Here is a 13,376-nt window from a genome sequence, read left to right as displayed (position 1 = left end):
GTCGGGTCCTTGGTTAACTCATTTCACGGGCATGCACCTGACGGCCGGCGGCATAGGTGGCAGCGATCGCGCGGTCGTCGCCCAGCAGCGCCAAAGCGAACAGCAGCTCTTCCAGACTGTTGCCGCGCGACGTGCGCCGCTGCAGCAGCGGCGTCGCCTGCGGGTCGATGACGATGAAGTCCGCCTCTGTCCCGGCAGCGAAATTGCCGATGGTGCCTTCGAGCTGCATGCTGCGCGCGGCGCCCAGCGTGGCCAGGTAGAACATGCGCAAAGCCGGCAGATAACTGCCCTTCAAGCGCGCTACTTTATAGGCTTCATTCATTGTTTGCAACATCGAGAACGAGGTGCCACCGCCCACGTCGGTGGCCAGCGAGAGCAGCACGCCGGCATCGTCGGCGCGCTCGAAGTCGAACAGGCCGCTGCCGAGGAACAGATTGGAGGTCGGGCAGATGGCGGCGGCGGACTGGGTTTCGGCCATGCGCCGGCGGTCCTGCTCATCGAGCCAGATGCAGTGGCCATACATGGCGCGCGGGCGCATCATGCCGTAGCTGTCGTAGACGTCGATGTAGCTGCGCGAGTTGGGGAACAGCTCGCGCACCCACGCGCATTCGGCCTCGTTTTCGGATACGTGGGTCTGGATGTAGGTGTCAGGATAGGCGGCCGCCAGTTCGCCGGCCAGCTGCAACTGGCGCTCGCTGGACGTCGGCGCGAAGCGCGGCGTGATGGCGTAAAGCGCGCGGCCGCGCTTGTGCCAGCGCTGGATCAGCGCTTCGGTGTCGCGGGCGCTGGTTTCGGCGGTGTCGCGCAGGAAGTCGGGGCAGTTCCGGTCCATCATCACCTTGCCGGCCACCATGCGCAGGCCGCGCTGCTCGCTGGCGGCGAAGAAGGCGTCCACCGATTGCGGGTGTACGGTGCAGTAGACCATGGCGGTGGTGGTGCCGCAGCGTAGCAGCTCGTCGAGAAAGAAGTCGGCCACGTTGGCGGCATGCTTGCTGTCCTCGAACTGGCGTTCGGACGGGAAGGTGTAGGTTTCCAGCCATGGCAGCAAGCCTTCCGACGGCGAGGCGATCATGTCGGTCTGCGGGTAGTGGATGTGGGTGTCGATGAAGCCCGGCATCAGCAGCTTGCCGCTGTAGTCGTGCACCACGGCGCCGGCGGGAAGCGTGGCGTGCAGCGCGGCGTAGTCGCCGGCGGCTTTGACTTTGCCGTCCTCGACGATCAGCAGGCCGTCTTCGTGCCAGTCGTGAGACCGTTCGTTGAAGGCCGGATCGGCGAGAAAGTGCAGCAAGCTGCCACGATAGGCTTGCAGGTTGGTGGTCATGTTGGTCTTTCTTGAATCTGAATGCGTAGTTTAGCTTGCGACAGCCAGCCGTGCCGGCGCGTTGAGTGCGGCGGTTTGCTGCCGCTCCCACACCATCAACAATTGCGCGCACACGGAGGCGGCGATGGCGGCGGGGAGTTTGCTGGAGATGCCCGGTAATCCGATGGGGCAGACCATGTTGTCGATACGGTCTTGCGGGACGCCGCGCGCGGCCATGCGACGCTCGAATTGTACCCGCTTGGTGTGCGATCCGATCAGTCCGAACCAGCCGACGTTTTCTCTCGTCAGAATGGCTTCGGTCAGGCGCTGGTCCAGTGCGTGGCTGTGGGTCATCACGAGGTAGCTGGCGTCCGCAGGCGCAGCGGTCACGCAGGCTTCCGGCATGTCGGTCGCTTCCACGGTGACGTTGACCGGCGGGTCTGCGGGGAACATGTCCTCGCGCTCATCGACCCAGGTGACGGTGCACGGCAGCTCGCCCAGCAGGCGCATGATGGCCGTGCCGACATGGCCGGCGCCGAACAACACCAGATGCGCGCGTGGCGCCAGGCAAGGATCGGCCAGCCAGCGCCGCCCCTGCGCGTCGCGCAGCACATGCGTGCCGCGCTCGCGGTCGACGGCCGGGATGCTGGACTCGCCGGGGCCGAGCAGCAGCGCGGTGGCCGGGCCGTCGATGGCGCTGAGGCGCCAGTGGTCTTCGCGCGGTCGCGCGCGCAGACCGGCCAACACGGCGGCCAGTTCGGGGCCGACCAACTCAAACGCCAGATGCACCACGCCGCCGCAGCACTGCCCCAGCGTCGGGCCGAGCGCATAACGTTCCAGACGCGCCGTCGCCGCGCCTTTCAGCATCTCACGCGCCAACGCCACGGCGCACATTTCCAGATGCCCGCCGCCGATCGTATCGTGCTGACCGCGCGCCGTCACCAGCATCTTGGCGCCCGGCTCGCGCGGGCCGGAACCCTCGACGATCACCACAGTCACCAGCACCGCCGGTTGCGACACTTGCGTTGTCAGCCAGACATTCATCACGCCATCACTTCCACAATCGACACCGCCCGCAAGATCTCCTCGCTGGTGGCCGGCGCGTTCAATGGCGGATTCACCCGATGCCCGCCTACCGCAGAAATCGCGTCGCGAATCGCGAAGAACACCGAAAACGGCAGCAGCAATGGCGGCTCACCCACCGCCTTCGAGCGGTGGATACTGTCCTCCACGTTGCCGTTATCGAACAGCTTCACGCGGAAATCCTCAGGACAATCCGAAATCCCCGGAATCTTGTAGGTGGACGGCGCATGCGTCATCAACTTGCCCGCCGCATTCCACCACAGCTGTTCGGTGGTCAGCCAGCCCATGCCCTGAATGAACGCGCCTTCGACCTGGCCGATATCGATGGCGGGATTCAGCGAACGACCGGCATCGTACAGGGCATCGGCGCGCAACAGCTTCCACTCGCCGGTCAGCGTATCGACCACCACTTCGGAAACCGCCGCGCCATACGCATAGTACGAGAACGGATGCCCATTCATTGTCTTCGCGTCCCAGTGCAGGCCGGGGGTCGCGTAGAAACCATCGGACCACAACTGCACGCGCGCCAGATACGCCTTCTGCACCAGCTCCGCGAACAGCACATTGTGCCCGTTCACCTGCACATGGTTATCCTGGAAGCGAACCGGCTGGCCATCGTCATCGCCATACAGCTTGACCGCATACGCGGCCAGACGTTCACGAATCTGCCGCGCCGCATCCTGCGCCGCCTTGCCGTTCAAATCCGCGCCGGTAGACGCGGCGGTCGCCGAGGTATTCGCCACCTTGCTGGTATCCGTGGCCGTGATACGCACCTGCGACAGATCAAGGCCCAGTTCATGAGCGACCACCTGCATCACCTTGGTGTTGATGCCCTGCCCCATCTCCGTGCCGCCATGATTGACCAGCACCGAACCATCGACATACACATGCACCAGCGCGCCCGCCTGATTCAGGTGCGTGACATTGAACGCGATGCCGAACTTCAGCGGCGTGAACGCAATCCCCTTTTTCAGCACCGGGCTGGTGGCGTTGAATGCCTCAATCGCCTTGCGGCGCGCGCGGTATTCGCTGGTCTGCTCCAGTTCCGCCGTCAACGCCTCAATGATGTTATCGACAATCTGCTGGCCATAGGGCGTCACGTTGCGCTCAGTCTTGCCGTAGAAATTGAGCCGGCGGATATCCAGCGCATCACGCCCGAGGTTACGCGCGATCTCGTCGATGATGTACTCGATCGCAATCGCACCTTGCGGGCCGCCGAAACCGCGAAATGCCGTATTCGACTGCGTATTCGTCTTGCCGCAACCAGCGCGAATATCCACGTCCGACAGGTAGTAGGTGTTATCGAAGTGGCAGACCGCCCGCGTCGCCACGGGTCCCGACAAGTCGGCTGAGAAACCGGCTCGCAAGGTCATGTCCACGCGCGCCGCGAGAATCTTGCCGTTGTCGTCGTAGCCCACCTCGTACTCGTAGTAGAAGCAGTGACGCTTGCCGGTGACCAGCATGTCGTCATCCCGGTCGGCGCGCAGCTTGACCGGACGGCGCAACATGGACGCGGCAATGCCGGCCGATGCCGCCCACAAGGCGGACTGCGACTCCTTGCCGCCGAAGCCTCCGCCCATGCGGCGGCACTCCACTTGCACCTTGTGCGAATGCACGCCGATGGCATGCGCCACCACGTGCTGCATTTCGCTCGGATGCTGCGTAGAGCATTGCACCAGCAGGCCGTTGTCTTCTTTCGGAATCGCATAGGCGATCTGGCCTTCGAGGTAGAACTGTTCCTGGCCGCCGACAAACAACTGGCCCTTGACCACGCGCGGCGCGGCCTCGAAAGCGGCCTGGTAATCACCACGTTTCAACTGCATCGGCGGCAGCACATACGCGCCGGCGGCCTTGGCTTCCTGCGGCGTGAAGATCGCCGGCAGTTCCTCATACGCGACCACCGCCTTGCGCGCGGCGCGGCGCGCGTTGTCGTGCGTATCCGCCACCACGATGAAGATCGGCTGACCGACATACATCACTTCCTCGACAGCCAGAATCGGATCGTCATGGATGATCGGCCCGCAATCGTTGGTACCGGCAATATCAGCCGCGGTGTAGACCGCCACCACACCCGGCGCGGCGCGCACCGGCGCCAGATCCATCGCCGTGATGCGCGCATGGGCCTTGGACGACAGACCCAGCGCCGCATGCAGCGTGCCTTGCAGCTCGGGGATATCGTCGGTATAGGTGGCCTGACCCAGCACATGCAGCTCGGCCGATTCGTGCGGGCGCGATACGCCTACCGCTGTCCATTCATTCATCATGGCCTCCTTCATGCGCGGCACGCGAAAGCGTTGACGGCGTCCGCCGCGAGCGGCGCATCGGGGCGCGTCTCCAGCCAGAAGCGGCGCAACAGGTTCTGCGCCGTCTGCATGCGGTAGGTGCTGGATGCACGCATATCCGACAGCGGCGCGAAGTCCTGCTGCAACTGGTCCATCGCCACGCGCAGATTGGCCTCGCTCCAGCGCAAGCCAATCAGCGACGCTTCAGCGCGCGCGGCGCGGCGCGGCGTTGCCGCCATGCCGCCGAAGGCGATGCGCGCGTCCCGCACCGTGCCGTCTTCCAGCCTGAACGCAAACGCCGCGCACACCGCGGAGATATCCTGGTCGAAGCGCTTGGCCAGCTTGTAGGTACGGAACCGCACATTCTGCCGAGGCAGCGGCACGCGCACGGCGGCGACCAATTCGTCGGCCTGCAAATCCTTCTTCTGATAGTCCAGATAAAAAGCTTCCAGCGGCAGCACGCGCCGGCCGGATGGACCTTGCAGCACAACCTCGCTGCCCAGCGCGATCAGCCACGGCATCGAATCGCCGATCGGCGAACCGTTGGCGACATTGCCGCCCAGCGTGCCCGCGTTGCGGATCGGCAGCGACGCAAAGCGCTGCCACAATTCGCTCAGCTGCGCCGGATACAGCTCGCACAGCGCCGCATAGGCGTCATTCAGCGATACGCCCGCGCCAATTTCCAGCATGCCGTCATTCTGCCGCACGCTTTGCAGCGCGCCCACATGGCCGAGATAAATGATGTCGCCCAACGCGCGCATCTGCTTGGTGACCCACAGGCCGATGTCGGTGGAGCCGGCCAGCAGCGTCGCATGCGGATGCGCGACGCGCAGCGCCACCAACTCTTCCAGCGTGCGCGGGGCGTGGAACGACTGCCCCTGCGCTGTATAGGTCGAACCGGCCTCGCGCCGCAAGGCCTGCAACTGGCGCGCCAGCGCGTCACGGTCGAACGACACTTTCGGCAGCTCGGTCATGCGTCGCGCGGCGTCGATGATCGGCCGGTAGCCGGTGCAGCGGCACAGGTTACCGGACAGGCAGTCGTCGATCTCCTTGCGCGGCGCCGGCTGGCCGTCTTGGTCGAGGTACATGCCCCACAAGGACATCACAAAGCCCGGCGTACAGAAACCGCATTGCGAGCCGTGACACTCGACCATCGCCTGCTGCACCGGGTGCAGCGCGCCGTCCGGCTGCCGCATGTCCTCCACCGTGAACAGCGCCTTGCCGTCCAGCGTGGGCGCGAACTGGATGCAGGAGTTGACCGCCTTCATCTCCAGCTGGCCGGCGGCGTTCAGACTACCGACGACCACCGTGCAGGCGCCGCAGTCGCCCTCGGCGCAGCCTTCTTTGGTGCCGGTGCAATGCAGGTCCTCGCGCAGGTGCTGCAGCACGGTGCGAGTGGGTGCGGCGTCGTGGATTTCCTGAACTGCGCCACGGAAGTAAAAGCGTATCGGGTCGGACATCGGAATCTCATTCAGCAAATGGGTGAACCTTGCGCCAGTGTTCGGCGATATCGATACGGCGCGTGATCCAGACGTTGTCGTGGCTTTGCACGTAGTCGAGGAAACGCGCCAGCGAGGCCGCGCGCGCCGGACGTCCAACAATGCGGCAATGCAGGCCGATGGACAGCATCTTGGGCTGATTCAGGCCGTTGGGATCACCTTCGGCATACAGCACGTCGAAGGCGTCCTTCAGGTAATCGAAGAACTGCGTGCCGGCGTTGAAGCCTTGCGCGGCGGCGAAGCGCATGTCGTTGGTGTCCAGCGTGTACGGCACGATCAGTTGCGGCGCGCTGACGGCCACACCGTCAGCGTTGGTGTAGTCGACCTTCTGCCAGAATGGCAAGTCGTCGCCGTAATAGTCAGCGTCGTAGCGGAAGCCGCCGTGCTCCATCACCAGCCGGCGCGTCTGCGGCGAATCGCGGCCGGTGTACCAGCCTTGCGGTGCGCTGCCGGTCAGTTCGCGGATGATGTCCACCGCTTCTTTCATGTGCGCGCGCTCGGTGGCTTCGTCCATGTTCTGGTAGGTGATCCAGCGCAGGCCGTGGCAGGCGATTTCGTGGCCCAGTTGCTGGAACGCCGCCACCGCCTCCGGATGCCGCTTGAGCGCCATCGAAACGCCGAACACCGTCAGCGGCAGCTTGCGCTCCTCGAACATGCGCAGCAGCCGCCACAGACCGGCGCGCGATCCATATTCGTACAGCGACTCCATGCTCATGTGGCGGTTGCTGAACGAGGCCGCGCCGATGATCTCGGACAGGAAGGTCTCGGAGCCGGCGTCGCCGTGCAGCACGCTGTTCTCGCCGCCCTCTTCGTAATTCAACACGAATTGCAGGGCGACGCGGGCCTTGTCGGGCCACTGCGCGTGCGGCGGTTTCGGGCCGTAGCCGATCATGTCGCGCGGGTAGTTGTCGTAAGTGGTCATGGCGCTGGCAAGTCTATGGGGAATATAACTCTAATCATATATGCGCAGATCCGTGGCAGTATATGATTTACTGAATAGATACCTGTCACAAGCAAATATAGGACCAATCATGGGCAAACTCAGTACGCACGTTCTCGACATCGCGCAGGGCAAGCCGGGCGCCGGCGTCAAAGTGGCTTTGTATGCGGTCGGGCTGCGGGGTCGCACGCTGCTGAAGAACGACGTCACCAATGCCGACGGCCGCTGTTCCGCCCCGTTGCTGGAAGGCGATGCACTGAAACAGGGCAAATATGAGCTGGTGTTCAGCGCCGGCGACTATTTCGCGGCGCAGGGCGTGGCGCTGCCGGAGCCGCGCTTTATCGATGAGGTAACGCTGGCGTTCGGCGTCGCCCACGCGGAGCAGAACTACCATGTGCCGCTGGTGGTGTCGCCGTGGTCCTATTCGACTTACCGCGGAAGCTGAAATGATAAGATGCGGGCACTATGACTGAATCACTGGCCGCATCCCTCCTTGAACAAGCCGTCTCCCTGCATCAGCAGGGACGGCTACAGCCGGCGCAGGCGCTGTACCGGCAGGTCCTCGAACTCAATCCACGGCAATTTGATGCGCTGCATCTGCTGGGCGTGATCGCGCGCCAGCAGGGCGACGCCGCCGGCGCCATCGACCTGATCGCGCGTGCGATCGCGGTCAACGACAGCCAGGCCGCCGCCCACTGCAATCTTGGCGTGGCGCTGCTGGACCTCGGTCGGGCCGAGGAGGCGCTGGCCAGCCACGAGCGCGCGCTGGCGCTCCATCCTTCCTATGCGCTGGCCTGGAGCAATCGCGGCAACGCGCTGCGCCGGCTTGGCAGACCGGATGAGGCGCTGGACAGCTACCAGCGCGCGCTGGCGATTCAGCCGCAATACGCCGAGGCGCACTGCAACCGCGCCATCGTCCTGCAGGATCAGGGACGCTATCTGGACGCGCTGGGCGCGGCCGAGGACGCGCTCAACCTCAAAGACCGCTACGCCGACGCCTGGCTGGCACGCGGCCACGCGCTGCACTGCCTGCGCTATCTGCCGGAAGCGGTGGAAAGCTTCGACCGCGCCATTCATCTGCGTCCCGACTGGGCGGAGGCGTACAGCGCGCAAGGCGCCTCGCTGCATCGGCTGGGCGAATTCGCGGCGGCGCTGGACAGCTACGATCAGGCGCTGAAGCACAAACCCGATGACGCGCTGGCGCACTACCAACGCGGCAACGCGCTGCGCTCTTTGGGCCGGCGCGAGGAAGCCGTCGACGCCTACCGCGCCGCGCTGGCGCATGGCGACAATCCCGAAACCATCGCCTTCGCGCTGGCCTCCGTCGGCGCAGGCGAAACGCCGGCCACGCTGCCCAACGATTATGTGCGCTCGCTGTTCGACCAATACGCCAACCACTTCGACCAGCATCTGACCGAAGTACTGGGCTACAAAACGCCGGCCGTGCTGGACGCGCTGCTGCGCCACGTGGCGCCATCGTCCGAGCTATCGACGCTGGACCTGGGCTGCGGCACCGGCTTGTGCGGCCCGTACCTGCGGGCTTACTCGCGCAAGCTGCACGGCATCGACCTGTCACAACAAATGCTGGACAAGGCGGCGCAACGCGGCCTGTACGACGAACTAACCTGTGCCGACCTGCTGGCCTATCTGGACGGCCGCGACGCCGCCTTCGACCTTGCGGTCGCCGCCGACGTCTTCGTCTACATCGGCGATCTGGCGCCGGTGTTCCGCGCGGTGCACGCGGCGCTGCGTCCCGGTGGACGCTTCTGCTTCTCGGTCGAAGCCGGCGAAGGCGCCGACTACGTGCTACGCCCCTCCAACCGCTACGCTCACACGCTGGCCTACCTGCAACGCCTGGCCACAGAAACCGGCTTCACCGTACTGGCCACGCAGGCGCTGGACGCGCGCGAAGAAAACGGCGCGCCGATCGCCGCCCATGCACTGATTATGACGAGGTAGCCCATGGCTGAAAAAATCACGATGCGCAAAGTGATGACCGACGATCACATGGTCACGCTGGAGATCAGCGTCAGCAATGTCGTCTCGGTCTTTTGCAACGAAGTCTACGTCGGGCAGAGCGAGCTGGCGAATACCGTGGCGCGGCTGGAGCAGTTCAAGACGCAGATCTATGGCGGCATCTGTGATCTGCGCTTCGGCGAGTTTGGACCGGAATACGCGGCGGGTGGATTTCACGCCCGCTTACAGTTTATCGAGCGCGGGAAGATCTGCATCACGATTCACATGCAAACCAATTTCTTCGACTTCGGCAAAAAGCATGTCGCCAACGAGGCCCATATGCACTTGATGACCGAACCGGCACTGCTGGATGATTTTATACGAGCGCTGGATGCGATCAGCAACGGCCATTGTGACGAAGCCACGCTGGAAGTGCGGACGCCTTGGCAATGAAACCAGACCACATCTTCATCCGCGCGACACCTGGCGCGCCGGAAGCCGAGGCGCTGCGCGCGTTTGGTCTGACCGAGGGCAGCGGCAACGTGCATCCCGGCCAAGGCACGGCCAACCGCCGCTTCTTCTTCGCCAACGCCTTCCTCGAACTGCTGTGGATTGCCGACGCGGCGGAAGTCGCCAGCCCGCTGACCGCGCCGACCACGCTGGGCGAACGCCTGTGTGCCGACAGCGCCGCCTCGCCATTCGGCATCTGCTTCCGCGATGCCGGCACGCCGGCTTTCCCAGTGTTCGACTACCAGCCATCCTATCTGCCGCCGGGCATGAGCATCGGCATCGCCAGCGAAGCGCCGCTCTCGGAGCCGATGTGGTTCTACCTCGCCGGCGGCAAAAGCCTGCCACCGCCGCCCGATCACGCGGCGGGCCTGAACCGCATCAGCGCCGTGCGCTGCACCCTGCCGGCTGTGGCAGCCCTGTCGGCGGCGGCCCTCGGCAGCGACGTCACCTTCGCCGAAGGCAAAGAACACCTGCTGGAAATCAGCTTTGACGACGAAATGCGCGGCCTCACGCACGACTTCCGTCCCATCCTGCCACTGATCTTCCGATACTGAACAGCAGACCTGACACCGGAGTTGCACGTAACTCATCATTGACTTAGAATTTGCGCTATTGCGTTCTGCTGGCGCCTGACCGGTCTGCCACTTTCCCTTGGATACCGTTCCCCTTTGGGTGCAATTTCTTGCACTCTTCTTCCTGATTCTCTGTTCCGCCTTCTTCGCGATGGCCGAAACCGCCCTGATGGCGGCCAACAAGTATCGCCTGCGCCATGAGGCCAAGCGTGGCAGCCGCCGCGCCATCACCACGCTGTGGCTGCTCGAACGCACCGATAAGCTGCTGTCGCTGGTGCTGATCGCCAATACGCTGTTCAACGCCGCCGCCACCGCGCTGGTGACCTCGATCGCCATCCAGTCCTTCGGCCACGACGACAACGTCATCACCATTTCCACCGGCGCGGTGGCCTTCCTGCTGATCGTGTTCGCCGAGATTTCGCCCAAGGTCATCGGCGCCACCTTCCCGGAAAAAATCGCGCTGCCGACCAGCATGGTGCTGCGGCCGCTGATGGCGCTGGCCAAGCCGATGATCTGGTTCGTCAACCTGTTCGTGTCGCAATTGCTGAAGGTGTTCGGCATCACCGTCGGCGCGCACCAGCACGATCCGCGCCTGTCGCCGGAGGAACTGCGCTCGATCGTGCTGGAAGGCGGCCATTTCATCCCGCAAAAGCACAAGAGCATCCTGCTCAACCTGTTCGACCTGGAAACCATCTCGGTCGAGGACATCATGACGCCGCGCGCGCAGATCGAGGCGCTGAACCTGAACCTGCCGGTCGAGGAAATCAAGCGCGAGCTGACCACCTGCTACCACAACAAGCTGCCCGTCTACGAAGGCGAGATCAACCGCATCGTCGGCATTCTGCACGTGCGCAAGGCGGTCGCGCTGCTGAACCAGGAAGACGAACTGACCACCGAACACTTCCGCGCGCTGCTGACGACACCGTATTTCATCCCGCAAGACACGCGCCTGTTCACGCAATTGCAATATTTTCAGGAGAACAAGGAACGGCTGGGCATCATCGTCGACGAGTACGGCGAGGTGCAGGGCCTGGTCACGCTGGACGATATCATCGAAGAGATGATCGGCGAGTTCACCACCTCCACCCCGGGTGCGGCCAAGGCGGAAAGCTTCGGCTGGGACGCCAGCGGCGCCTGCCTGCTGGACGGCACCACGCCTTTACGCGACGTCAACAAGCGCCTCGACCTGCACTTCCCGCTCGACGGCCCGAAGACCCTGAACGGTATGCTGCTGGAACTATTGCAAGAAATTCCAGAGGCGCCGATCAGCCTCAAGGTCGACCAGTGCATCATCGAAGTGGTGCAGGTGCACGACCAGGCCATCAAGGTGGTCAAACTGCGGCGCGCCGACAACAAGGGCATGCGCTAAGGCCGCGCAAACGCGTAGGCGCGCGCGACAGAGCGGAGTACACTGGTGATAACGGCTTTACCAACGTAATGCCGGGGAGCATCCTTTACCGATCCGCCCTCCTCCAACCTGACCCGACGCTTGTATGGCCGCTGTCCTACCAAACGCAGTCGCAGGCGCCCCGTTGCCGGGGCTGGCGCGGGCGTTGTTGCAAGCCGGGCGGCTGACCACGAGCCAGGCCGAAGCGCTGCAAAAAAAGGCCGTCGCCGACAAGGCCGCCTTCATCGATGTGCTGCTGGCCAGCGGCGCGATCGACGCCCGGACACTGGCCGCCTTCTGCGCCGATACCTTCGCCTACCCTTTGCTGGACGTCCAGGCGCTGCACCCGGAGGCCTTGCCCGCCAAGATCATCGATAACAAGCTGATGCAGTCGCAGCGCGTCGTCGCGCTGTCGCGGCGCGGCAATAAGATGGCGGTGGCCATCTCCGATCCGACCAACACCCAGGCGCTGGACCAGATCAAGTTCCAGACCGAATCGACGGTCGAACCGGTGATCGTGGCCCACGACGCGCTGCTACAACTGCTGGCCCGCCTCGACACCAGCAGCGAGCAAAGCATCGCCGAGCTGGCCGGCGACGGCGGCGACATCCAGTTCGCCGAGGAAGAGGTGGTGGCGCCAACGCCGGCCGCCGCCGACGCCGCCAGCGAGGTCGAGGACGCGCCGGTGGTGCGCTTCCTCAACAAGATGCTGCTGGACGCGGTCAACCTGGGCGCCTCCGACCTGCACTTCGAACCGTTCGAGAAGTTCTACCGCATCCGCTTCCGCGTCGACGGCGTGCTGATCGAACACGCGCAGCCGCCGATTTCGATCAAGGACAAGCTGGTCTCGCGGATCAAGGTGCTGGCCAAGCTCGACATCGCGGAGAAACGCGTGCCGCAGGACGGCCGCATGCGCCTGATCGTCTCGCCCACCAAGACCGTCGACCTGCGGATCTCGACGCTGCCGACGCTGTTCGGCGAAAAAACCGTCATGCGCATACTCGACGCCACGCAGGCGCAGATGGGCATCGATCTGCTCGGCTACGAGCCGGCCCAGCAGCAACTGCTGCTGGACGCGATCCGGCGCCCGCACGGCATGGTGCTGGTGACCGGGCCGACCGGCTCGGGCAAGACGGTGTCGCTGTACACCTGTCTCAACCTGCTCAACCAGCCGGGCATCAACATCTCCACCGCCGAAGACCCGGCCGAGATCAACCTGCCGGGCGTCAACCAGGTCAACGTCAACGACAAGGCCGGCCTGACCTTCGCGGTGGCGCTGAGGTCCTTCCTGCGCCAGGACCCGGACGTGATCATGGTCGGCGAGATCCGCGACCTGGAAACCGCCGACATCGCCATCAAGGCGGCCCAGACCGGGCACATGGTATTTTCCACGCTGCACACCAACGACGCGCCATCCACCCTCACCCGGCTGCTGAACATGGGGGTGGCGCCGTTCAACATCGCCTCGTCGGTGATCCTGATCACCGCCCAGCGCCTGGCGCGCCGCCTGTGCGGCTGCAAGCAGCCGCTCGACATTGCACCCGAGCGGCTGCTCAAGGCCGGCTTCACGGCGGCCGAGCTGGACGGCGCATGGCGCCCCTACGGCCCGGTCGGCTGCGAGCGCTGCAACGGCGGCGGCTACAAGGGCCGCGTCGGCATCTACCAGATGATGCCGATCACGCCGGCGATCGAGGCGCTGATCCTGGCCCACGGCAACGCGCTGCAAATCGCCGCCCAGGCCGAGGCCGAGGGCGTGCGCACGCTGCGCCAGTCCGGCCTGGCCAAGGTCAAGGCCGGACTGACCAGCCTGGAAGAAGTGCTGGGCTGCACCAACGAATAGGACGGCG

At 64.6% G+C, this 13,376-nt stretch carries 11 protein-coding genes; 6 read left to right on the top strand and 5 right to left on the bottom strand.

All coding sequences use genetic code 11. The features are described from left to right. Positions 1-13: 13 nt before the first annotated feature. From guaD to puuE, 5 genes are read right to left on the bottom strand one after another with little or no spacing between them, the layout of a single operon-like run. Entirely contained in the window at positions 14-1,321 is a 1,308-nt protein-coding gene (guaD, locus tag GTP44_RS10635; protein WP_160990871.1) for a guanine deaminase, read from the bottom strand. Positions 1,322-1,351: 30 nt separating this feature from the next. Further along, positions 1,352-2,344 (bottom strand): xanthine dehydrogenase accessory protein XdhC, encoded by a 993-nt coding sequence (xdhC, locus tag GTP44_RS10630; RefSeq protein ID WP_161019469.1) that lies wholly within the window; start codon positions 2,342-2,344, stop codon positions 1,352-1,354. Beyond that, a complete protein-coding gene (xdhB, locus tag GTP44_RS10625) occupies positions 2,344-4,647 on the bottom strand; it encodes a xanthine dehydrogenase molybdopterin binding subunit (protein WP_229256871.1) in 2,304 nt (767 codons plus the stop codon). Before xdhB ends, xdhC begins: the two co-directional genes overlap by 1 nt. 8 nt (positions 4,648-4,655) lie before the next feature. Beyond that, entirely contained in the window at positions 4,656-6,125 is a 1,470-nt protein-coding gene (gene xdhA, locus GTP44_RS10620; protein ID WP_161019400.1) for a xanthine dehydrogenase small subunit, read from the bottom strand. A 7-nt stretch (positions 6,126-6,132) separates the two neighbouring features. Next, a complete protein-coding gene (puuE, locus tag GTP44_RS10615) occupies positions 6,133-7,086 on the bottom strand; it encodes an allantoinase PuuE (RefSeq protein WP_161019399.1) in 954 nt (317 codons plus the stop codon). Between the two features lie 109 nt (positions 7,087-7,195). On the opposite strand from puuE, the gene uraH reads away from it, so the two are divergent. The 6 genes from uraH to pilB all read left to right on the top strand — a co-directional run bounded on the left by uraH (position 7,196) and on the right by pilB (position 13,369). Then, complete coding sequence (uraH, locus tag GTP44_RS10610) at positions 7,196-7,549, top strand: hydroxyisourate hydrolase (protein WP_161019398.1); 354 nt, start codon at positions 7,196-7,198, stop codon at positions 7,547-7,549. A 20-nt stretch (positions 7,550-7,569) separates the two neighbouring features. Beyond that, positions 7,570-9,063, top strand: coding sequence for a tetratricopeptide repeat protein (locus tag GTP44_RS10605; protein WP_161019397.1), 1,494 nt, complete (start codon positions 7,570-7,572; stop codon positions 9,061-9,063). Positions 9,064-9,066: 3 nt separating this feature from the next. Further along, a complete protein-coding gene (locus GTP44_RS10600) occupies positions 9,067-9,513 on the top strand; it encodes a hypothetical protein (protein WP_160990876.1) in 447 nt (148 codons plus the stop codon). After that, positions 9,510-10,124, top strand: coding sequence for a VOC family protein (locus tag GTP44_RS10595; RefSeq protein ID WP_161019396.1), 615 nt, complete (start codon positions 9,510-9,512; stop codon positions 10,122-10,124). The genes GTP44_RS10600 and GTP44_RS10595 overlap by 4 nt, the downstream gene beginning before the upstream one ends. 97 nt (positions 10,125-10,221) lie before the next feature. Beyond that, the gene (locus GTP44_RS10590; protein ID WP_161019395.1) at positions 10,222-11,511 is read left to right on the top strand and encodes an HlyC/CorC family transporter; all 1,290 of its coding nucleotides are present in this window, start codon (positions 10,222-10,224) and stop codon (positions 11,509-11,511) included. Positions 11,512-11,635: 124 nt separating this feature from the next. Next, a complete protein-coding gene (gene pilB, locus GTP44_RS10585) occupies positions 11,636-13,369 on the top strand; it encodes a type IV-A pilus assembly ATPase PilB (RefSeq protein WP_161019394.1) in 1,734 nt (577 codons plus the stop codon). The last annotated feature ends 7 nt before the right edge of the window (positions 13,370-13,376 follow it).

Source organism: Duganella lactea, from assembly GCF_009857505.1.
Classification (GTDB): Bacteria; Pseudomonadota; Gammaproteobacteria; order Burkholderiales; family Burkholderiaceae_D; genus Rugamonas; species Rugamonas lactea.
This window is presented reverse-complemented; position numbering and strand designations above follow the sequence as displayed.